The following is a 22232-nucleotide window of genomic DNA, read 5'->3' on the forward strand; positions in this document are numbered from 1 at the left end:
AAACTGTTATTATTTTTAAACCGTTGTTTATATGAAGCTGATATTATTATGAAACTGATGTTATTATGAAACTGAGGGTCAGATTACTCGCTTTAATGTTTTTAGTAGCGTCTCTGGGTTGAAAGGTTTCACCAACCAACCTGTTGCTCCCACTGACTTTCCTTGTTGCTTCTTCTCAGTGCTAGTTTCTGTGGTTAACATTAATATCGGAATAAATTTGTATTGTGGATTTCCCCGAATTGCTTTCACAAAATCAAACCCTCCCATGACGGGCATATTGACATCAGAAATAACCACATCAAATTTGGTTTTCTGTGCTTTATTTAACGCATCTCGACCATCATTTGCGGTTTCAACGTCATAGCCTGCATCCTTTAAAGTATGACTAACCATTTGACGAATTGAGACTGAATCATCTACAGCTAGGATCTTAGTCATTTTCACCCTCTCACTCTTACTCTCGGTCTAATTGAAACAACGCACCTAACCCCAAGATGGCGATGCCTTCCTGTAGAGTGTCTGTTGCATTGAGAAGCTTTACATCAACGTCAGTCCCTTGCGCTGTCTTGAACATAGACGCAAGGGCTTGAATGCCGGCAGTGTCGACCCGCATTACTTTTGAAGCATCCACCATTATCGGTGTTGATTGTTTAAGCCATTCTGAATATGTGGACGTGGAGTCCATCACCGTGGAAATATCTAAGCATTCGCTAAGTAGGCATTCCATGTGCATCCTATATTTATTATCGTTTTATTAAATTTAAGCCAAACGTTAATATCAGTGTAGGTACAAACTCATAAATCGCCAATCTGTAGAATCGCTTAAGAATGCTCACTTTCAAGAGTGTGACGGGGGCACGGTAGGAGTAGGAAAGTAGCGTTTTAGTTGCATTATGCGCTTCTATCGGCATACACCCTATATCACAGATAACACCGCGTTAGTATGAGACTGCGGAGTCAATGAAAACACGGCGTAATAAGTCTAAAATCCGAATAGGCTAGTCACTGGCAAATCAATGTTCGCTAAAAGCGTGCCTAGACGACATCTCAGAAAATTCAAATTCTCTTTTCACCTGACATGGGAATTAAGGAGGCGACTGGCTTATCACCTTTTATCGCGATTTAGGATTGGTATGGTATTTTATCGCGCTTTGTCAGCTAGTGTCATTTCGACCGATGATCTTTGACGACAGCGCTAGTCGCCAAATCACCAGTGACAGATTGGACAGGAATCAAAAGGATTAACAAAAGTTAGGTATTGGCGGGCTGTGCATTATCTTGAGTTACTAAAGTGTCTTGAGCGACTTAAGTGCCTTGGGTTACTAAAATGTCTTGCTCTCCTTCATTGCTTTCGATTGCTTAACTTCTCCCACGCCGATACTAGTTATTTACAGTGTAAATTGAAGGTTATGGTGCGCGATTCAAATTACTATTCAATTTACAGTGTAAACCTCGATAGTAATTCCAACGTATCCTTTCTCATTTGTTGCTCGGCTTGTTTTCTACCAAGCAAAGAAAAGTGTTCACAGCACGCCGCCCAGCTCTTCTGTAACACTACTTTGTAAAGCAGTAAATCACTCACCCACTCTAACTGTCCTGCGGGTATTGCGAAAATCAAACTATTGAGCCACGGAGCAACACTTTCAATATTGCTCCCGCCCGAAGCATAAATACCAACTAATTTTAGCGTATCGGCTTCCACACCCCGAGATGTAGTGAAGGGCAAAAGCGTACGCACAAGCTCAGGTTCGAGATCGGATAAATGCCCTGTCAGTGAATAGGGTAACGACGACGAAAGATATCTCTGCCCCTGAGCTATCCATTTTGAATAATCCGAATGAACCATGACCAATGAATAAGTGCCGCTAGCAGTGTCTTTACGACTGCCAATTTTCACCGCTAGAAATCGATTCTTAGACCAAAAGCGAACCAACTCAGGTGTTGCGCCAAAGCTGACTGAATAGAAGTCGTAATTCACAAACTCACGAACGACCGTCAAAATATCTGTGCCAAGGCCTTGCTGCTGATATTCGGGGTGAACCGCTATCCGCATTATACGTAGACTGGTTTCCGTCAACGCTTGTTGGATTCCAGTCGAAGTGACAATAGTGGCGGGAACAAGATGTCCTTTCGGGCGACGCCTTCCCGACTGAATCTCACCAGCCATTGCCAAACTCAACCCGCCCTCTTCTACTGCTAAAATACATGCTAAACAGGTGTTGCCATTGATTGTTGCGAACAGCATCGCTTTATCATCACGTAAGAAAGTGAACAAATCGTTAGGCGTAGTTTGGTAATGTGCTTGTACCAATAAAGAGAAACACGAACGAAACAGAGATATATTTTCTAACAGCTCTTGTTTGGTAATTAAGCGAGTCACGCAACCGGGACTATTCGACTCAGTGAGCGTATCAGTTGCTAATGTATCAATCGCCAACGCATCTATTACCTCAGTGCAATCCAACATGAAAGCCTGATATTGCCATTGTTCAAGCCAATCATTTTCAGACCAACGTATCGCCTGGGTGAGATGAATATTACGAGTGGCTGGCATTTTATCTTTGAGCCACGTTTGAAATTTTAACGTGAAGCCGCGACCACATCCTTCATACCCATGCACAGTCGTGGAAAAGACCACGCGATTGTTGCGTTCGACTATCGCCTTTAGCATTGGCAATGGAATGGCGGATGCTTCATCGACAAACACTAAATCGTATTCATGACGAGAACGTAGTAATTCATCTGGAGCAACATAAGTAAGCGATGAATTGTGATGATTGAGTTGCGGTTTATTCGACGCTTCCACGCCTAACTGTGCTCTGGCGTGAGAAAAGAGCGTTGCCACGGCGTCAGGCCTTGGCGCTGTCACCGCAATATGATAGCTGCTGCCTTGCATTAATTGTGCGGACGCGATACCTAATGCGCTGCTTTTCCCTCTTCCTCGGTCAGCCGTCAAAATAAGAGGGCGTCGGCTTCGGCCTGTTGCGACTTTCACGACAGCCGTTATCGCGATGCTTTGCTGCTTGTATGGATTTTCGTGATCTAATTGTGGGAGCGTGGGCAGTTCGGGAAGAAGATGGTTTTCAGAAACTGCCAATAATTTATCAAGCTGCGCATGTAGCCAAACTTCACTTAAATCAATTGGTGCATCTTCTAAAACCACAATCACCAACAAGCCTCCTCCCATCAAGGTGCCAAGCGCGCTATTAAACGAATTAGCATCAAACCCCTGACGAAAGTCGCATATAAGCAAGCCACACTCTTGGCCTAGCAACTGCTTACCTTTATTGAATGCCGACCATTTATCGATGGAAGATAAAGCCTCACCACCTAGTTGGAAGCAACCACCTTGAGCAGAGACCGCCGAACTCTGATATTCATTGACCAACTCTTGCATTGAATGAAGTAGCCACGGGGTTGAACCCTGCATCACCACCCCGTAACGCTGATGGCGTGTATGAAGATGTGAAATAAACTGAGACAAATAAGCGGAGACTGACGGCATCATGACGTTTCTTGAGAAGTAATGCTGACAGTTTATCACACATTAAAAAAGCCGCTGAACGCGGCTTTTTTAATGTGGTCGATGTTATGGGTGCTTAGCCAAAGCGCTGTTCAATAAAAGCTAGGATATCTTGCATCATGGAGTCATCGACTTTTTTCATCGTTAATGAAAGGTTCGCACCTTTACGGCTATAGCTCACTCGACCTTTCACTAAGTCAATCTTACTATTGGCCGCCGATTTTCTTGGCGACATATCTTGAATCCAAGATTCAATTGACTCAGACACTTCCTTCGTTAAACGAGCAACGCCTTGAGCTGAACTGCGTAGCCATACCGCTTCCTTTTCCGACTGACATTTATCAATCAGTTTCGACTGATTGTCTTCCGTCAATTCGTTGTATTGTTTATGCAGTTTAACAATCGTCGGACGCCCCAAGTCACCGACATTTGGGTAAGCTTGTAGTAATTCTAACGGCAGAGCCGCCGCCTTCAACGCCCCACTGACCAGCGCTTCGCTACATTGAAAAGCCTTTGCTAACGCTTTTTGGTCTTCCGCTTCTCCACTGTCTAACTTCGCTTGCATCTCTTTGCCTTTCTCGTACAAAGAAAGCGGCTTATGTGCGTTCGCGACATCGGAGAGAAACTTTGCATGAGTGGTATTGATGTCATCAGCAACGTAGACTAAAAAATCTTTATCCGCCAAAAGACAAGACATGCGACGGCGGCTACCATCAAGAACTTCAATCCGTCCATCGGGTAGATGGCGTCCGACTGCTGGGTATTGCTGGCCTTTTTCTTTTAAGGTGACGAGCACATCCGACAATGCATGTTCATTAAGAAATGATTGTTCTCGGGCATTTTGCGCGAACACTGTCGTCTTTGCTTCAATCTCATTAGCAGGAATGCGGAATAACTCGAACGACACCGCTTGCTCACCAGCGACATCAAGCTCAATAACTTGAGCTTGTGCTTTGACTGCCGTGCGCGCTTCTTGAGGCGTGGTCGCTCGACGTTTATTCGCTTTTCCAAATAGCTTGGCGTTCAATTCAGATGTTTTAATTGCCATTCTTTCGTTATCCTTTGTTCAGTGACTGCCAATTACTGTGGAGAACCCGCTCCAACTCTAAAGCACTTTTTTGCACCGCGTCTTGAGCCGTCGCAAGCGTTTTCTTACCCCCTTCAAAATCACCTGTCGTCAGGTCGAAGACCGTACTATAAGTGTCTGCACAAGTTTCAAATGCTCTGCTTCGAGGGATCGTTGCCATCATAACTTGATCACCCAGCAGGTAATTCATTTCCGTCAATACAGAAACCTGTTTCTTATTATCGTCTTCGAAAATGGTGGGCATCAGGCGTACGAACTCCAACCCTTTCCAATCGTCTGAAAACATTTCATAAACCGTCGGCAAATGCTGAAAAAAGTTAACCGTTGATGCCCAGTCTAACCTCTTCGCCGCACATGGGATAAGCAGCGCGTTTGACGCGTACATTGCGTTCCAAACTAAGGGGTCAACGTGAGGGCCAGTATCAATCATAATAATGTCGAAATCATCAGCGATCTTACTGATTAATTTCTCTTTAAGCAATTTGACGATATCGAGAGATTGATCTTGAGACAAATGCTGCCACGCCTCGGCATTAAACATCGCATCTTCAGGAAACGCTGACACCGTTTTTAAATTCGGGTATTGGGTAGGAAGCAATACGTTTTTCTGCAGAAACTCTCGGTCGACCGTGACGTCTTCTGGCAGATTATCAAGCATCACATCAACCGCGGAATAGATATTTTCATGTTCATTAACACTGATCTGCGGATTCAAAAAAAGACGTAACGAACCTTGTGGATCCAAGTCAATCAGGCAAATGCGATACCGCTTATCTAAATTAAGCGCCAAACATGCCGCAAGGTGCACTGCGGTCATCGATTTACCAGTGCCACCCTTCTGGTTTTGAACGTTAATAATCCACGGCTTGTTACCACCATTCTTTTTACGTTCATGAAACTTATCGACCCCAGCCGCTTCCATGATCATGTGCGCTTCACTCAAGGAGATTGAATAATGGTTAGCGTTATTTTTTGTAAACGTATGACCTTGGCTTTCAAGCTTGCTGATCGCCTCATCAAGTTTTCTACGAGTGAGTCCTGAACGTGTTTCCATCAACGCCTTCGACATTGGAGGAAAGTGGTCGTGACTGCGTTCTTCTAGCACTATTTCAATACGATCAGCTTGGACTTGCTGAGTTTGCTCTGCTAATTGATAAAGATTTTCAATCGTTTGTTCTCGTTTCATCGCCAAAATCCGTTATAAATGACATTGCATAAAATTGTACAGCAATACATATCTAACACAACAAAAAGGTGAACGTTTAATTAATGGTTCAAAAATCTACTTAGCGCACAACATTTATGTAATCTATCAATAATTAAGAATATATTGAATATTTCGCGCCATTCTATGAGGGATAGAGACACAAAACACGTCACTTTTAAAATGTCACAGCGTCACGTATTTACAATGTAAAAGGTAAAATTTAAGTACTACCCTCGGAACGATTGAAATTGCAGCACAATTTACGGCCAGCGTAAAATTGATAACCATTCTGGCAAAAAAAGACATTATCCGTGTCACCGACAACGGAAAAAATCCTAAGATAGCCATTCTAAGTTGATATACGGAACTATGATCAAGTTACTTTCTTGATCATAGTTCCAATCAATCTCTTGAATTATGGAACTATGATCAAGTGAAATAGATCAGGCATTGTGATCATTTCGATGTTCATTGGAATCATCTGACATTGGAACAATGATCAAGTTAGGTTTTATTATCGGAAGCATGATAAATAATGGATAAACTACGGCTAATGTCAGATATAACAAAGGATTTTTAGCCGATTGAGCGTCGAGAAGCAATTCAAAATTGCGTTCCATCACACATTTATCTCACACTCACTTTCCTGATCATGCTTGCGCGTCTTAGCATCATCGCTCACATGTTTAAATCATACCTATAATGAGGTGATAATATGAATTGAACCAACATACGTGCTTATTTATCGATTAAGTTTGCACCTTGATCATGCTTTCAATGCCCAATGGCCATAAATTATGAAGTCTAGGAGACGAATTTCCCTCCCAATAACGATCGTATTGTGTATAAGTTGTGGGTGCACATTGATCATGGTTCTGCATATCACTTGATCATCACTGCTGACTTCATTGATCATGTATTCAAGCACTTATGATCATAGATTCGAAATATGATGATCATTAATTCTAATCCACCTTGATCATCGCTCCCAATCGACAAAAAAATAAATGATTAATTTTCAACATCTTAAGGCCTCGCCGCATAGCCAGATCATAGATCATATAATCATTTAAGATCACTTTAATCATTAAGATCAGATTATTACACCCGAATAAATATTTTCTTAATATGATCTTTGCCCATTGTCCTTTTTACGGAAAGGTGTCAAAATTACAGCTCAAGTAATATGGATACGAGTCATGGACCCAAAGCAAAAAGTTTTAATCAAGGCCCCTAGAAGCCACAAAGATGGGCACCTATTCGAAGTTTCAGAGACTGCAGTAGATTGGATTGAGCAATATCAACACTTTAAAGGCGTCACAAAAAGTATTGTGGAATTGCTCAACCTAATCTCCTTACGTGGGTTTGGGAGCAAGGATGGTTTTGTTTCCACCACCGAATTGATTGAAGCAACCGATGGCAAGTTAACTCGAGCCGCTATCCAACAAAGACTTAGAGCTGCGGTCAACATAGGTTTATTTTACCGTCATCCGGTAAAGTTTGAATATGGTTTAGCTGGCAAAACCATGTTGCATCAATTTGTCAATCCTAGCTCTTTGATATCGGCTTTAGGTGCTACAAGCCTAGTAACCGAGTCTGTAAAACAAACGCAAAAGAAGAAACGCTCTAAGGCGCTGGCTCAAACCCAAGTGAATAAACGTTTGTTGAATGAACATGGGCTAAATATCCCTCCGGCACTCAAAGACGAAGCTGATCAGTTTGTCGTCTCACCGACCAACTGGGCAGGGATTATTGATCAAGCGCTAGCGCCTCCTCGCACCAGAAAAAGCTATCAAAAATCGATGGTTTCTATCTCAGGAACTCGAGCGATCATTGAAACACGATCATCAAAAAATATTATGACGGTTGATGACTTGATGACGCTGTTTGCGTTATTTACGCTGACTGTCCAATATCATGAGCATCATCAAGACCATTATCATTTGGATGCAGTGCAAGCGCCGAATAAAACGCCGTTGTACATTACGGATATTCTTTCTCTGCGCGGGAAAAAAGACAGTGGCCCAGCTCGCGACTCTATTCGCGATAGCATCGACCGCATCGAATTTACCGATTTTCAGCTCCATGAACTCACTGGTCGTTGGTTAAGTGAGAACATGCCTGAGGGGTTTAAAAGTGATCGTTTCCGTTTCTTAGCACGAACGATCACGGCTTCGGAAGAGGCACCAACAGAGGGCGCAGACGGTGAAATTCGGATTAAACCGAACCTGTATATCTTGGCTTGGGAGCCTTCTTTTTACGAAGAGCTACTGACTCGCGATTACTTTTTCTTATTTCCACCGGAAATTTTGAAACAGCATACGTTAGTATTCCAGTTGTACTCGTATTTCAGAAGCCGGATGTCCCGCCGTCATACCGATACCATGCTGCTTAGCGAATTGAATCAAAAGCTGGCCCGAAATATCGAATGGCGACGCTTTTCTATGGATTTGATCAGAGAATTAAAAAAGCTTGCGGAGCCCGATCCACAAGCGGATCACTTTACGGTGAACTTGTGGGGTTATCACCTTACCATCGACTCTTTGTACAAGAAGGGGAAGGTTTCTGACTACCAGGTCGACATTAAGTGCGATGTTGAAGAAGTGCTACGTTTTTCTCGAGCGAGAATGACTAACGCCGGTAAGCGAAATATGGCACCGACGCTGCCTAACCCACTGAGAAATGAAATCGTTTCCAAGCAAAAGTTAGCTGAGTTATCAGAAATTATCGACGGTGAATTTGAACCGATCCAACGAAAAACCGCGAAGCCGAAAGGAAAACTTGGCCGCCGCGTTAAGCTAAGAAAACATCTCGTTGAGATCAACGCAGATGAGATAACCATTACTCTATCTAAATATACCTCCTCAGAGGCTCTAGAACGGAGTATAACGGCGCTATCAGCGATGACAGGGCATCCCTATACCTCAATCAAAGATGAGTGTCAGGAGCTCATTGATAAGCTTGATTATTTGAGAGTCGGGGAGCAAGTCATCCAATATGAAGCGTTAAGTCGTTTGGTTGAGTTGTATAACTCTCAAGGTAACAACAAACACTTGTCCATCGAACGGCTGATTTCTGGCCTAGCCGTTCGGCGTAAGATTTGTAAGCTGGTCTTCGATGGCCACATCGATGAGTCAGTTTATCGCGCTATGGATGACGTCGCGATCTAATGCTTCTTTGCATGCTGCTGAGATAAATATACCGCTGAGATAACAATATTAATCAACATGAATGTTCTTGTCTCGGTGGCTGTACATATCAGGGGTCGTATGCAGCCCACCAGTGAATCCAGCGCGTTCTAGCTGCAATCTTACACTTCTGATGTCCTCTCCCGTCACAACTTGCTTACGGTCCCCGAGATAGAATCGTACGAATGTGATCAACTTAGCCAGCTCTTGATCTGATAAAATCTCGGCAAAGCTGGCCATCGGCATGAAGTTGCGCTTTTCATCTACATACGATGGTGATAAACCACGAATGGTTACGGCAATTGTATTGAAAGGATCACTGTGCATGATAATACCGTTGTGCAGCAGTGTCGGCGCGATATCTTGGCGGCCTTTTCCGTCAGCGCCATGACAGGCACCGCAGGTATCGCTAAAGAGGCGATATTCTTCCGTTTGTAAGGCTGAAGGGGTAAACCCGCTAGGAGACAGTTGCTGAGCATCGGGCTCAATATAATTGCCTTCATCCCCGTTCAATAAGTAGTATGAGATACTTTCAATGTCGTCACGGCTCATATGGCGTAAGCTGTTTTTCACCACGTCAGCCATCCCTGCAAATGCTGTCCCTTTACTCGAACGACCAGTATGGAGAAAGTCCGTTAAGCTCGTGAGATCCCAGCCATCGGTATACAGCTCATTGGCGTTAATCGCAGGGGCATTCCAGCCGTCAATCAAGTTGCCTTGGTACATTTTATCGGACTCTAACGCTTGCGCGATATTGCGAGGTGTGTGGCATTCACTGCAGTGGCCAAAACTACTGGCCCAATATTTACCTCGTTGCCACTTATCAACATCTTTGACGGTAGCGCGCAGTGGCTCGGGTACGTTGTAATCAAGTGGATCTGTCTCCATAAAGATCAAGTTCCAACTGAGTAACCCAAGGCGAATGTTTGATGGAAAGATCATATGATTTGGATCGTTGCGTCTTGGCACGGCGATGATCGAGCGAAGGTAATCCCACAGAGCCTTTAGATCTTCTTCAGTGACATGCTGATAGGAGGTATAAGGCATGGCCGGATACAAATATCCATTCTTGCCTTTGCCATGCACCAGCGCGTCTTTAAACTCGGCAAAGTCGTAGCTACCGATTCCCTCACTTATATGCGGGGTGATATTGGTGGAATAGATGGTGCCAAATGGGGTGACAAATGGCAGTCCGCCCGCAAATGCTTCGCCGCCAACGGCGCTGTGGCAAGCAATACAGTCGCCTGCTTGCGCTAAGTATTGACCTCGTGCGACGGATTTTTTATCGAGCGCCGCAATGCGTTGGTTGCGATTGATGCGCTGATGAGTGATGTACGCGCCGACAGACAGGATTTCGGCTTCTGAAAGTTTGCTGGCGAATTCAGGCATGACACTGTTTAAACCAAGCCGAATCGTTTGTTGAATATCTTCCATACTGCCGCCATGTAGCCAAATAGAATTTGATAAATTCGGCACACCACGGATTGGATAACTTTGTCGGCCATCGCCATGGCACGCTGAACAATATTGCAGAAAGGATTCTTTCCCTAATTGTCTCTTGATAGCAGGGACACCTGTGACACGTTCATTGATTGAGACGACATAATAGGAAAGGTTTTGTATTTGCTCGTTTGTCAGGATGCCTTGCCACCCTGGCATTGCGCCATTACGTCCGTGCTTGATTGAGTGCAGGATGTCTTTGTCAGTGTCTCCATAGAGCCAATCGTTATCAATTAAATTCGGAAAGTTCTTTTGCCCTTGAGCGTTACTGCGATGGCAAGCGGCGCAATGAGTTTGAAACAAAGTTTTCCCCGATGATACTAACTGAGGGTTCTGGGCAAGCTCGCTCAACGATGCCGGAGTAAGTGCTGAAACTTGGGCGGATAGGGTGGTGCTTGGTGAACTGAGTTTATCCGAGCTTTGTTTCCAGTTGAGCAATCCAGGCCAATTACCAAGGCCTGGGTACAGTAACAAGTGGCCGAAGGATAATGAAAAGGCAATCAGATAACACCAGAATAAGAATTTGGGCACAGGCGCGTCGTTTTCTTTTACGCCGTCGAAGGTCTCTATGGTTTTGTTCGCGTTGGCGTTGTGATTCGATCGCCAATATTTAATGACAACCGACACCATAGCAATGAAGAAGATCACGGTTAGGGCTACGGCCCAAAGATTCCAAAACACGCTCATTGTGCGTTCTCCCCAGCCGTGTCCACGCCTAAACTTTGTAAATAGTGAACCAACACTTCACCTTTGGTTTTGCCGCGTACCTGTAGACGAGAATCCGAGATTTGCGCATCACTATACGGCACCCCTAAGTATCTGAGTGTGCGCATTTTGGCGGCAATGCTTTCGCCTGTTAAGGTTTGTTCGAATAACCATGGATACGATGGCATGATCGATGACGGAACCACGATCCTAGGGTCGATCAAATGGGTGACGTGCCATTGATCCGAATACTTATTGCCAAGGTTGGTAAGATCGGGGCCAGTGCGCTTGGATCCCCATAGATTAGGAAACTCATAGATATCATCAGCTTCTTGGCTCGCCCGTCCACTGCGTTTGATTTCAGGTTCGAGCGGTCTGACCATTTGGGTGTGACAGACATGGCAACCTTCACTGATATACACGTCTCGCCCTGCTAGCTCAACGGCGGTTAACGGCTCTGCAGCGCTGTTTTTGGTCAGGTCTGAGGCCGTGAGTATGTTAGGCACGACCCACACGAGCAGTGAGCATGCTGCTACAGCGACTGTTGAGGCGATCAATATCCCGACGGATTGAGTAAAGTCTTTGCTCACCATGATCATGCTTCCTTAGCAATGAGGGGGCGAGGGGAAGTGACGGTCTTGTAGAGGTTGGTGACCATCAATAACATGCCCAAAACAAAGAAACAGCCTCCAACAAAGCGCATTAGTAACCAAGGAGCTTTGAATTCTAATACTTCAACAAAACTGTATTTCAATTCGCCATTGCTATCTTGTACCAGCCACATATAGCCTTCACCAATTCCCGCAACCCAAAGTGAAATGGCATAAAGAGCGATACCAATATGCGCCAGCCAAAAGTGCCATTTTACGAGCCGAGGCGACCACAGTGTTTCTTTTCCCCACAAACGAGGAATGAAGTAATAAAATGTCGCAATGCCAGATAAAGCAACCCAGCCAAGCGCACCGGAATGAACATGGCCTACAATCCATTCCGTGTTATGGGCGACCATATTGAACCAGCGGATGGCGAGTAAGGGGCCTTCAAACGTTGCAAGGCAGTAGTAAATAACAGCAGAGAAGAAGAACAGCATGATGTAATCAGTTTTGAGCTTGGCTTTATTTTGCAATAGCGTCATTGCACTGTTAAATGCGCCAGCCCAAGAGGGAAGCCATAAGATTAATGACATGATCACGCCAATGTTTTGTACCCAAACCGGCACCGACGAATACAATAAGTGATGTGTGCCTGCCCAAGTGTAAAAACCGACCAATCCCCAAAAATGAATGACCGACAGGCGATAAGAATAGATTGGCCGCTCTGACACTTTGGGGATGAAATAGTAGTTCATGCCAATTATTCCAGCGGTGAGCAAAAAGCCGACCGCATTGTGTCCCCACCACCACTGCACAATGGCATCGTTTGCACCTGAGTAAATGGAATAGGATTTAGTCAGGCTTACGGGCATTTCAAGGTTATTGACGACGAATATCATCCCAATCACAAGAATAAAAGCGGCGAAGAACCAATTGGCCACAAAAATATGGGCGACGTTTCTTTTTCCCAGGGTGCCAAAAAATAGCACCGCATACAGCACCCAGACGAGGGCGATGAGAATATCGATTGGCCACTCTAGTTCTGCGTATTCTTTTGAAGTGGTATAGCCAAGTGGTAGGGTGATCAAGGCAAGTACCAGAATCAACTGCCAGCCCCAAAAAACCATCCAAGATAAACTGACGTTATAGAGGCTGCATCGCCCTGTTCGTTGCGCTATGTATAGAGACGTACCCATCAAAATGTTGACGACAAAGCCGAAGATGACGCCGGATGTGTGTAATGGACGCAATCGGCCAAATTGAAAATATTCTGAGTTGAAATTTAGGAAAGGCCAGTATAGTTGAGCTGCCAATATCACCCCGATGGTCATGCCAGCCAGCGCCCAAATGACGGAGGCAGCAATAAAGTATCTCACCACATGATCGTGGTATTGTGGCTGAGTGCCATCCATAGCGAAAGTCCTTATTGACTCGTTTCTTTACCTAAGTTGGAGTAGTAAAACGAAATGTCTTTGATGTCTTGCTCTGATAAAGAATCAGCTTGCTGCTGCATTAAAATGGCGAGTCCGCTCGTTCTATCCCGTGCTTTATAATCCTTTAATGCGGAAATGAGGTAGCCCACCTTCTGACCACGTAGATTTGGGTAGGGATCGAGTGTGGATATTCCATCTGCGCCGTGGCAGGTCATGCACACTTTGGCTTTTTGTTTACCAATATTGAATTGGTCCTGAGATGCATGTGCAGGAGATGAAAGTAGAAAGCTAAATAAAACAACAAAATGACCTACAAATAACCATTGCCTTATCATTTTAATGACCTTTTTATCTGTAACGCGGCTTGGGTAAAGCTTAGTCGTAATTGGAAAAAGTGCTTAGTAGATCACATTACTGGTAGAGATCTAGAGACAATGTCATTGGAGAAGTTAGGTGATGTTAGGAAAAAGTGGTGCTTTCCTTGATCATCGTTGCGAGGATTAGGTAGGGGAAACATGGCAATAAGAGGCGCAGGTTGGGGTGAGGTTGTGAACATTCAAGCGTAAGTTGATGAAGTATTTTTGCCAGAATCAGGAAGCTCTGGCTAAATCACAATTTTTGAATACGGGGTTTAACAAACTCGTACGGCTTTGATATTCATAAGCGGTCCCAAACAATTCATCTTTTCGGAGGTACCATGTCCATCAATTCTATCCAGCGCGATGAAATGGAGGATATTACGTATGCAGGGGATCACATGGAAGAAACAGCCACACCAGCGCGTACGTCAAAAGCAGTCAGATCAGCACAAGCCCGTCGCCGCATCGAAATGCTACAGGAAATTAAAGAGAGCGGTTTAACCGTTGAGGAAGCACGCGAGTTGGGCTTACTTCATTAAGACAGCACAGGCCCTCGTTTGCCCTTATTTTATTGCCTTGCTGGATCTGCTAATCATGATAGGGCGCTATGCGCGCCCTTGTTGCCTCAGCCCTCTTCTCCAAAGACGAAAGTTTTTCGTTTTAGATTGGTTGTGCTATATTCCCCGCTATATATTGACAGCTTCACAACCCACTTATGCCTTATAACCTTTCACTGCTACCGAGTTCGGATAAAAATAGGATTGAAATCGATAAACGTGCGTCCTATTGCGTATGGCAAATTAAGCAAGGCGAAGCATCTGCTGACACGCTTTCAGCCGCTCAATCCTCTCTTTCATCGGAGCAAGAGCATGAGTGGTTTGCTGAATCCGTCGACAAGTATAAAAAAATGATGGGGCTGGCTTAGCTGCGATTTTCCGCCATCGTTTTGTTACGTTGTTAGCGTTAATTTGAATTAGAGAGAACACCCCAATGGGAAGAAGTTTTGAAGTGCGCAAGGCCTCAATGGCTAAAACACAAGGCGCAAAAATTAAAGTTTATTCCAGATTCGGCAAGGAAATTTACGTCTGTGCAAAAAATGGCGGAATCGATCCTGACATGAATTTGTCGCTTAAGCATTTGATAGCTAAAGCAAAAAAAGAACAGGTTCCTGCCCACGTTATTGATAAAGCTTTGGATAAGGCGAGTGGTGGCGGCGGTGAAGATTATCAACCAGCACGTTACGAAGGCTTTTCTCCGGGTGGGGCAAGTGTGATCGTCGACTGTCTAACTGACAACGGTAACCGTACTTTCCAAGATGTTCGCCAGTGCTTTGTGAAAACAGGCGCAAAAATTGGTAGCCCAGGCACAACTGCACATATGTTTGATCATAACGCAGTCTTTCAGTTTCAAGGTACCGATGAAGAAGCGGTTCTAGAAGCGCTGATGATGGCCGATGTTGACGTGACGGACATTGAATTAGATGAAGGCGTGATTACTGTGTTAGCGCCGCATACTGAGTTCTTCAAAGCAAAAACTGCATTGAACAGCGATTTTCCTGAATTAACGTTGGATGTGGAAGAAATAACGTTTGTACCACAGACTCAAACTCCAGTGACGGGCGAAGACGCGGAAAAATTCCAAAAGTTCATAGATCTTCTGGAAGAGTGTGATGATGTGCAACAGGTGTATCATAACGCTGAGTTGTAATCCGTCAATAATTCTGAAAAAAGCCGAGCTAATAACGCTCGGCTTTTTTGTATCTGGCGAGAGAGGTAGATTTACATTGTAAATTATTGCTTGGTGATTATTGACAATAGTTATGACTATTTCTTCATATAATCTACTGACAAATCAATGAAAATTTTGTCTAAAATTTACTTTGGCGCAGCCGCTAGAGCTGTGGTAGTGTAGCCTCGTTTACAGGAGTATAAAAAACACGCAAAGGAGTGGTTGGGTGCCAGATCTTCCGGTTTGGTTTCACATTAATTACGATTTTGTTTTGAGCTATGTCTATTCAATATATTCGTTTTCTTAAATCTTTGCCGAGCGTCGCCCACTATGTCTACCCAGATATTCAGGGTGTAAAAAAGTTTAGATACAACTTCAGATTCTGCGTTTGGGCTATGTTGAAGCCCAATATTATGCAGCAAATGCAAACGACTTTCTCCCAGCCAGAAATGACGCTAGTCGCCAAAAATAACCCGCGTATTTTCGAAAAGCCGCTTAAGCCGTTTGTTTGCCTCAAGTGGCGTCCAAAGCAAAGAGCGCAGAGAATTTTAGAACACTTTCAAGTTCTGCAGCAGCAATACGGCCAGGCATTCCTTAATTTCTATTCTGATGATGGTTGGGATTTGCTGGATGTTCTCGACTACAAAGTGGTTTTGTGCGCTGGACCTGACAGAGAAGGTTCGTTGGCGTTGAAGCTGATTGATACTGATCACCTTGAATTGTTCACCATCTCATTTAATATTTCCTCAACGCCAAGGCGTGAAATCCATATTGGTGCGCTGCAGGGACCGGGACAGCATATTGAAGAGCGCGGTGAGATCATCAAGGGTTTGACGCGCGGAGTACATGGTTTACGGCCAAAAGCCTTGCTGCTTGAATGTCTATTGATGCTGGCTCGATCGTGGCAAGTGGAAAAAGTATACGGGATCTCAAATAAAGGTCATGTATATCAAGCGCTGCGTTACATGGGGTCGAAACGTTCTTCGGTTAGCTACAATTATGCGGATTTATGGCAGGACTATGGTGGGACTCCCGTATCAAAATACTTGTATGAGATCCCGTTGCAGCCTCAGCGTAAAGACCCAAGCGAACTGAAAAAGACTAAACGTCGCCTTTACACCAAACGCTATAAGTGGCTTGATGAGGCAGAGCAATCTATTCACGGGCGCTTACTTGAACTGGAGCGATGAACTGGAGCGATAGTTGCTCTAGTGCTTCAGTGTGTTAACCATTCTGCTGGGTGACTAGTTTTACCCAACTATTGGCGGTAGTGATCGCTTGTTTTCGGTTGCTGATCGCCAACTTTTGATAAATATTGCGGATGTGAGTTTTAATAGTGGTGGTGGCCACCTCCAACTCGAACGCAATATGCTCATTACTGTGTCCTGCGTGGATAAGTCCCCATACCTGCCATTCTCTGTCAGTTAAAGGGCTGGTTTTAAGAAGCTCAGGGGCAGCATTGTGGTGGATGAGTTGTTGGATGAACTGGCTATCAAAGCTTGGCATATTCTTGTTTCTTGGCTTGATGTACTGGCCAATTTCCCGGGCGGTTCTCTGTTCTATCTGGTTTGCTTTTGGCGAGGAAGTCAGATCGTCAACGAATGGTAGTAGCGTTTTTCCGTCGATAATAAAGTCACCGATAGTATCGTTCTCACCACTAGCGGTTAGTGCCTGAAGTAGTCGCTTTCTAGCCAAAGTGTCTTCTTTTTGTTCGATGCGGCATAAAGACATCATCAGCCAATTTTTAGTTTTCTCACTGGTCAATTGATGGAGCGCTGCTTGTTCTTGTAGCCATTCACAGCTAGTCGTTGCTGCTTCCAGTTGCTTCAAATACACTTGAGCTCGGGCAATATTGCGCCATTGTAGCTGAGTGACAGCGTTGGCGGCATTGGCGGGGCGCACCGCATTCATAAGCCATCGTTCAATCTCAATTGTTTTATCGGTTGCCTGCCAACATATCAATAATATCCGGTCAGCTATGGCCATACCTTCAGTGTTTGCTGGACTTGCCGTGAGCGCACTTTCTAATTTTATTAGCCAATCACTCGTGCGCTTTTGCTCTCCCTGATAAAGCGCAAGCCGTGCTTGTATCGAGTAGTAATACACAGGTATTGACGTTTCTAGTAGCGCTTCGTACTTTGATATGCTGATCTGAATATCATTGGGTTTATGCCAAGAAAACAGCAGCTCTATCCTAGTGGCGACGAGCGAGGCAAAGCAGGGGAGATGCTGTAATTGGTGATGTTCGACAAATTGGAAAGCGTTATCTTGGATCTCATAGGCAAGTTTTGGCCGTGATAATGCTAGGAAAATTTTGCTTTGCTGAATCGCAGCGACAAGGGTTTGCTGGTGGAGGTGATGTTGCCGTGCAAATTTCTCAGCTTGTTGCATAAGAGGAAGTGCTCTATCTAAATGCCCTAGCTGGTGGTTCGCTTGGGCGACCGCCAGCGTCGCCATGACACGGCTGTCATGCTGATTCGTCTCAATGCAGCTCAATGCTTGTTCGGCTAACTCAAGTGCGAGTTCGGAGTGACCTTGTTCAGCGGCAAGCTGTGCACTTAACGCGTTGATTTCTCCTTTTTCGTTGGATGATAACCCCTTGTTCGGGCAGACGAAGTGCTCCAGGAGGTGTGTCGCTAGCTCTGTATTACCTTGTTTATGTGCTTGCCAAGCTTGTAATAGTGACAGTTTCGGGTTTTCTATAGACTGTGATTGAGGCAATGTATCTAACGCTTGGATGACAGCGTCCCATTCACCTAGATTGATCAGCTGCCATGCATATTGGTGGAGGATACTCGTCACTAATTCTACATCTTTAGCTTGATGAGCGTGGTTCAGAGCATTGGTTGGTTCGGCCTCTTCTAAACACGATTGCGCCGCAAGAGTGTGCAGCTGACGTTCTTCACCCGGCAGCTGAGACTGGCGCTCGTCAGTGAGAAAGTCAGCAAAGATTGAATGGAAGCGATACCGATTATTTTTTCCTGAAACTCGGCTGAGGAATAACCCTGAGTGTTGAAGCGAGCTAATCAGGCTTTGAGCATTCGGCTGACGAGTGATAGAAGCGGCCAATGTTCCATTGAAGTCATGGCAGATAGCACAGCGCAATAGAAAATGTTGCTCTTGCTGGTTGACCGTTTGCAAGACCTCCTCTCGTAAATAAGGCCATAAATAGTCGTGGTTAAGCTGATACACCAAGTCTGAGGTTAATTTGAAATTTGACGATTTAAGCTGAATCTGTGTTGCCGCGAGTCGCAGCGCGGCAGGCCAACCTTGGGTATAGCCTTGCCAGCTCTCGCTGATTTGGCTAGGTATTGGGCGGTCGGACTGCTGGGCTAAGAAGCGATGCGTCTCTTGCAGATCAAAGCTAAGGTTATCACTGGTTATTTCTCGGATTAGCCCTTTTACATGCAAATTGGCGACATTTAATGACGGTAGAGCTCGACTTAGCAGCACAATGGATAAGTGGCTCGGTGCATGTTTGATGAGAAAGCGCATGCTTTGATGGATTTCGGAGTTGTTAATATGATGGTAGTCATCTAACACTAGGTAGCAGTGCTTGGGGAATTGCGCGAGAATGGCCAACACCTCACTAATACAGGCCTCTATCGAGGTGTACGTCTCTACAGCCGCATGAGTTTTATCTCCAATAGCTCCCTTGATCGCCTGATTAAAGGCCGTGACGAAATAGCGCATAAACTGCTGTGGTTGGTTGTCGCTCGCATCGAGTTGGTACCAACCGATATTACTCTCGCTTTGCAACCAAAGTCTCGCGGTGGTGGTTTTACCAAAACCGGCGGGAGCGAGCAATAAGATCAAACTACAATGCGCAGCATGCGATAGCTGTTTTAAGACCGCTGAACGTTCAATCACATCACATGGCAGTTCTGGGGCTGAGAGCTTGGAAGACACTAACATGGTGACCACACAATTCCTTGTTGTGTAACCTAGTTTCTTTAGCAGGAGAAACAGGTTTTTAGGCAAATGCCCAGCATGGACCAAATTGAAGCTATCTTGAGTCCTGTTTCGAGCAGAGCGTTGGGCGTATTCGAGTCTATACCCTTACTTATGATCCCCATGGTCTTGTGATTTAAGCACGTTGTAAATCATCTACGCCCTAATAATGTGACACTGATCGTCAAATGGTTTTGATTGACGTTTTTTTGCCGATGTATAGAGATGATTTGTCGGCTAAAGTCTCGATTATCATTGGCTTCCTGCGCCAGTGCATCGTCTTGATTCAGTTTTCTTGAAGTTATTTTGAATCTAACCCAAAGGGAGGATGGCAAGGTAGAAAAAGTTAGGCATTGTAGTCAGTTACTGCACTCCCAAGTTACCTCAAGGTGAACGTATTTTCTCTCATTGGGTGAGTGTCTTGAGGTAACTTGGGTATAGGTTGTAATCAGCGGGGAAAGCACGATGCCAACAGATAAACACAGAATATTTAATAAACAGAAGTTTCAAGAAAGTGTCAAAAAGCACTTATATGCTAGCTATGCGACGACGGTTGAAAGCGCAGATCAGCGAGCTTGGTTTTTGGCGATGGGACGCGCTTTAGCCGAACAAACCACCATGGATTTGTTGTGCACTGAGCAAGACGAAAAAATTCAAAATGCCAAGAGCGTTAATTATCTTTCATTAGAGTATTTGATCGGTCGATTAACAGGCAATAACTTGATCAGTATGGGCTGGTATGAGCAAGTCACAGTGGCCATGCAGGAACTTGGGCAGAATTTAACTGACTTGCTAGAAGAAGAACGCGATCCGTCACTGGGGAATGGTGGTCTAGGCCGGTTAGCGGCTTGTTTTATGGACTCATTGGCTGCGCAGCAATTTCCGACTGTAGGCTATGGGCTGCATTACGAATACGGTTTGTTTAAGCAATCATTCGAACAATGCCACCAAGTAGAAGCACCAGATGCGTGGCGCGGAGTCGAAGGCTACCCTTGGGAAGTGGCGCGTCCGGATTTGGCTCAGGAGATCGGTTTTTACGGGCATGTGGAAGTATACCAAGATAATGGTCAAGAAAAGCGTCGCTGGCTACCGGGCATGACTGTTAGAGCCATGCCATGGGATATGCCTATCGTGGGTTACGATAGTCATACAGTCTATCCGTTGCGTCTGTGGGAATGCCAAGCGATTGCGCCGTTCTCACTGGAAAGCTTCAATAACGGCAATTACTTTGAAGCTCAGCATACCTTGATTGACGCGGGCAATATTACCAAAGTCCTGTACCCCAACGACAATCATGAAAAGGGAAAAACTCTACGTCTGATGCAGCAATATTTTCATAGTGCGGCGTCCATTCGCGATATATTGCGCCGCCATGAAAGTGCGGGCCACACGCTGGCGTCTTTGCCCAAGTATGAAACCATTCAACTCAATGATACCCATCCGACCGTCTCTATTCCGGAATTGATGCGTATTTTGCTTGATGAAAAAGGACTAGAGTGGGACGCGGCTTGGAACATATGCAACCATACGTTCGCGTATACCAACCATACTTTGTTGCCTGAAGCATTGGAAACTTGGGATGAATCTTTGTTGCAGCGCCTGTTGCCTAGACATATGGAAATCATCTACCAAATTAACTATTTATTTCTCAAAGAGGTCAGAGAGAAGTGGCCGGGAGATGTCGAAAAACAACGTAAGCTTTCCATTATTCAAGAAGGGTTCCATCGTATGGTGCGCATGGCGAACTTATGTGTCGTTGGGTCTTACGCGGTTAATGGGGTGGCGGCATTGCACTCTGATTTGGTGAAGCGTGATTTGTTTCCGGAATTTAATGAGTTGTATCCCGGCAAGCTGCAAAACGTGACCAACGGTATCACGCCGCGTCGCTGGCTTAAGTTTTGTAATCCTGAGTTGTCTGCGTTGATTAGCGATAAAATCGGCTCCGAGTGGCCTAGTCAGCTTAGCCAATTAGAACAAATTGCCGCCTATGCTAACGACCCTGAATTTCAACGTGAGTTTATGGCGGTCAAAAAAAGTAACAAAGATCGCCTAGTCAAATGGGTGCAAGACAATATGGGACTTGAGCTCGATAGCAATGCCATCTTTGACGTACAAATTAAACGCCTGCATGAATATAAACGTCAACACCTTAATATTTTACATATTTTGTCTTTGTATCATCGCTTGCTCAATGACGTTGATTTCGACATGCATCCAAGGGTATTTGTATTTGCAGCTAAAGCGGCACCGGGCTATTACTTGGCGAAAGAGATAATATATGCGATCAATAAGATAGCGGAAAAAGTGAATCACGATCCGCGCATTGCCAATAAATTGAAGGTTGTGTTTATTCCTGATTATCGTGTCAGTGTTGCTGAAATTATCATTCCGGCCGCCGATGTTTCAGAGCAAATCTCTACTGCAGGTAAAGAAGCGTCTGGGACCGGCAACATGAAGATGGCATTAAATGGCGCACTGACCATAGGCACAATGGATGGTGCTAATGTTGAAATTCGTGAAGAAGTCGGCGATGACAACATCTATATCTTTGGCTTGGATGTCAATGAGGTTGAGTCATTAAGGCTGCAAGGTTACAACCCTTTTGACTATTACCATGACGATCCTTTGCTGAAAAGTTCGTTGGATCTGCTCATTGGCGAGGAGTTTACTCCCGGAGAGCCAGGTAAATTACGCGCAATATTTGATAGCGTATTGGATGGCGGCGACCCATATTTTTGCTTAGCGGATTTTGCCTCATATGTGCAAGCACACGAAGAAATCGACGGGCAATATTCTGATACCTCAGGTTGGGCTAGAAAAGCGATCATGAATACCGCTCTAATGGGCAAGTTTAGCTCAGACCGCAGCATACTTGATTACGTTGACAATATTTGGAAACTAAAAAAAGTAGAGCGTTAAACACCGATTGAGAGTTAAGCCTACTCGTGTTCTCTATAG

Annotated in this window: 16 protein-coding genes; 6 read left to right on the forward strand and 10 right to left on the reverse strand. The window is 44.8% G+C overall.

All coding sequences use genetic code 11. From position 1 onward, the window contains the following. Positions 1 to 78: 78 nt before the first annotated feature. The 5 genes from L4C34_RS13210 to L4C34_RS13230 form a co-directional block, all read right to left on the reverse strand. Complete coding sequence (locus tag L4C34_RS13210; RefSeq protein ID WP_428789815.1) at positions 79 to 438, reverse strand: response regulator; 360 nt, start codon at positions 436 to 438, stop codon at positions 79 to 81. 16 nt (positions 439 to 454) lie between these two features. Further along, on the reverse strand, positions 455 to 727 hold the full coding sequence (locus tag L4C34_RS13215; protein ID WP_428789816.1) for an STAS domain-containing protein: 273 nt from the start codon (positions 725 to 727) through the stop codon (positions 455 to 457). Positions 728 to 1438: 711 nt separating this feature from the next. Continuing rightward, entirely contained in the window at positions 1439 to 3508 is a 2070-nt protein-coding gene (locus tag L4C34_RS13220; protein WP_428789817.1) for a tRNA(Met) cytidine acetyltransferase TmcA domain-containing protein, read from the reverse strand. A gap of 91 nt (positions 3509 to 3599) precedes the next feature. Further along, entirely contained in the window at positions 3600 to 4571 is a 972-nt protein-coding gene (locus L4C34_RS13225; RefSeq protein WP_428789818.1) for a ParB/RepB/Spo0J family partition protein, read from the reverse strand. A gap of 7 nt (positions 4572 to 4578) precedes the next feature. Continuing rightward, a complete protein-coding gene (locus L4C34_RS13230; protein ID WP_428789819.1) occupies positions 4579 to 5796 on the reverse strand; it encodes a ParA family protein in 1218 nt (405 codons plus the stop codon). 1220 nt (positions 5797 to 7016) lie between these two features. Between L4C34_RS13230 and L4C34_RS13235 the strand changes: the two genes are divergently transcribed. Then, a complete protein-coding gene (locus tag L4C34_RS13235; RefSeq protein ID WP_428789820.1) occupies positions 7017 to 8987 on the forward strand; it encodes a replication initiator protein RctB domain-containing protein in 1971 nt (656 codons plus the stop codon). A 48-nt stretch (positions 8988 to 9035) separates the two neighbouring features. Here the strand turns inward: L4C34_RS13235 and L4C34_RS13240 are convergent, their stop codons facing one another. From L4C34_RS13240 to L4C34_RS13255, 4 genes are read right to left on the reverse strand one after another with little or no spacing between them, the layout of a single operon-like run. After that, a complete protein-coding gene (locus tag L4C34_RS13240; RefSeq protein ID WP_428789821.1) occupies positions 9036 to 11192 on the reverse strand; it encodes a c-type cytochrome in 2157 nt (718 codons plus the stop codon). Continuing rightward, entirely contained in the window at positions 11189 to 11803 is a 615-nt protein-coding gene (locus tag L4C34_RS13245) for a cbb3-type cytochrome c oxidase subunit II (protein WP_428789822.1), read from the reverse strand. The genes L4C34_RS13240 and L4C34_RS13245 overlap by 4 nt, the downstream gene beginning before the upstream one ends. Before the next feature lie 2 nt (positions 11804 to 11805). Then, a complete protein-coding gene (gene ccoN, locus L4C34_RS13250; protein WP_428789823.1) occupies positions 11806 to 13215 on the reverse strand; it encodes a cytochrome-c oxidase, cbb3-type subunit I in 1410 nt (469 codons plus the stop codon). Positions 13216 to 13226: 11 nt separating this feature from the next. Continuing rightward, positions 13227 to 13571, reverse strand: coding sequence for a c-type cytochrome (locus L4C34_RS13255; protein ID WP_428789824.1), 345 nt, complete (start codon positions 13569 to 13571; stop codon positions 13227 to 13229). Between the two features lie 362 nt (positions 13572 to 13933). Here L4C34_RS13255 and L4C34_RS13260 point away from each other — a divergent pair, with 362 nt between their 5' ends. From L4C34_RS13260 to L4C34_RS13275, 4 genes are all read left to right on the forward strand, one after another. After that, positions 13934 to 14134 carry a PA3496 family putative envelope integrity protein gene (locus L4C34_RS13260; protein WP_428789825.1) on the forward strand — a complete coding sequence of 67 codons (201 nt, stop codon included), beginning with the start codon at positions 13934 to 13936 and terminating at the stop codon, positions 14132 to 14134. A gap of 176 nt (positions 14135 to 14310) precedes the next feature. After that, entirely contained in the window at positions 14311 to 14520 is a 210-nt protein-coding gene (locus L4C34_RS13265; protein WP_428789826.1) for a DUF3283 family protein, read from the forward strand. Between the two features lie 65 nt (positions 14521 to 14585). After that, complete coding sequence (locus L4C34_RS13270) at positions 14586 to 15302, forward strand: YebC/PmpR family DNA-binding transcriptional regulator (RefSeq protein WP_428789827.1); 717 nt, start codon at positions 14586 to 14588, stop codon at positions 15300 to 15302. 299 nt (positions 15303 to 15601) lie between these two features. Next, the gene (locus L4C34_RS13275) at positions 15602 to 16513 is read left to right on the forward strand and encodes a DUF535 family protein (RefSeq protein WP_428789828.1); all 912 of its coding nucleotides are present in this window, start codon (positions 15602 to 15604) and stop codon (positions 16511 to 16513) included. 34 nt (positions 16514 to 16547) lie between these two features. Here the strand turns inward: L4C34_RS13275 and malT are convergent, their stop codons facing one another. Continuing rightward, entirely contained in the window at positions 16548 to 19238 is a 2691-nt protein-coding gene (gene malT, locus L4C34_RS13280) for an HTH-type transcriptional regulator MalT (protein ID WP_428789844.1), read from the reverse strand. A 501-nt stretch (positions 19239 to 19739) separates the two neighbouring features. Between malT and L4C34_RS13285 the strand changes: the two genes are divergently transcribed. Beyond that, complete coding sequence (locus L4C34_RS13285; protein WP_428789829.1) at positions 19740 to 22193, forward strand: glycogen/starch/alpha-glucan phosphorylase; 2454 nt, start codon at positions 19740 to 19742, stop codon at positions 22191 to 22193. Positions 22194 to 22232 lie beyond the last annotated feature (39 nt).

Source organism: Vibrio profundum (assembly GCF_050337555.1).
GTDB classification, from domain to species: domain Bacteria; phylum Pseudomonadota; class Gammaproteobacteria; order Enterobacterales; family Vibrionaceae; genus Vibrio; species Vibrio profundum.

Coding starts and splice junctions, on each gene's coding strand:
- L4C34_RS13270 (WP_428789827.1), top strand. CDS start 14,586: ATGGGAAGAAGTTTTGAAGTGCGCAAGGCCTCAATGGCTAAAACACAA.
- L4C34_RS13260 (WP_428789825.1), top strand. CDS start 13,934: ATGTCCATCAATTCTATCCAGCGCGATGAAATGGAGGATATTACGTAT.
- L4C34_RS13285 (WP_428789829.1), top strand. CDS start 19,740: ATGCCAACAGATAAACACAGAATATTTAATAAACAGAAGTTTCAAGAA.
- L4C34_RS13235 (WP_428789820.1), top strand. CDS start 7,017: ATGGACCCAAAGCAAAAAGTTTTAATCAAGGCCCCTAGAAGCCACAAA.
- L4C34_RS13265 (WP_428789826.1), top strand. CDS start 14,311: ATGCCTTATAACCTTTCACTGCTACCGAGTTCGGATAAAAATAGGATT.
- malT (WP_428789844.1), bottom strand. CDS start 19,238: ATGTTAGTGTCTTCCAAGCTCTCAGCCCCAGAACTGCCATGTGATGTG.
- L4C34_RS13210 (WP_428789815.1), bottom strand. CDS start 438: ATGACTAAGATCCTAGCTGTAGATGATTCAGTCTCAATTCGTCAAATG.
- L4C34_RS13245 (WP_428789822.1), bottom strand. CDS start 11,803: ATGGTGAGCAAAGACTTTACTCAATCCGTCGGGATATTGATCGCCTCA.
- L4C34_RS13220 (WP_428789817.1), bottom strand. CDS start 3,508: ATGATGCCGTCAGTCTCCGCTTATTTGTCTCAGTTTATTTCACATCTT.
- L4C34_RS13240 (WP_428789821.1), bottom strand. CDS start 11,192: ATGAGCGTGTTTTGGAATCTTTGGGCCGTAGCCCTAACCGTGATCTTC.
- L4C34_RS13255 (WP_428789824.1), bottom strand. CDS start 13,571: ATGATAAGGCAATGGTTATTTGTAGGTCATTTTGTTGTTTTATTTAGC.
- L4C34_RS13215 (WP_428789816.1), bottom strand. CDS start 727: ATGGAATGCCTACTTAGCGAATGCTTAGATATTTCCACGGTGATGGAC.
- ccoN (WP_428789823.1), bottom strand. CDS start 13,215: ATGGATGGCACTCAGCCACAATACCACGATCATGTGGTGAGATACTTT.
- L4C34_RS13230 (WP_428789819.1), bottom strand. CDS start 5,796: ATGAAACGAGAACAAACGATTGAAAATCTTTATCAATTAGCAGAGCAA.
- L4C34_RS13275 (WP_428789828.1), top strand. CDS start 15,602: ATGTCTATTCAATATATTCGTTTTCTTAAATCTTTGCCGAGCGTCGCC.
- L4C34_RS13225 (WP_428789818.1), bottom strand. CDS start 4,571: ATGGCAATTAAAACATCTGAATTGAACGCCAAGCTATTTGGAAAAGCG.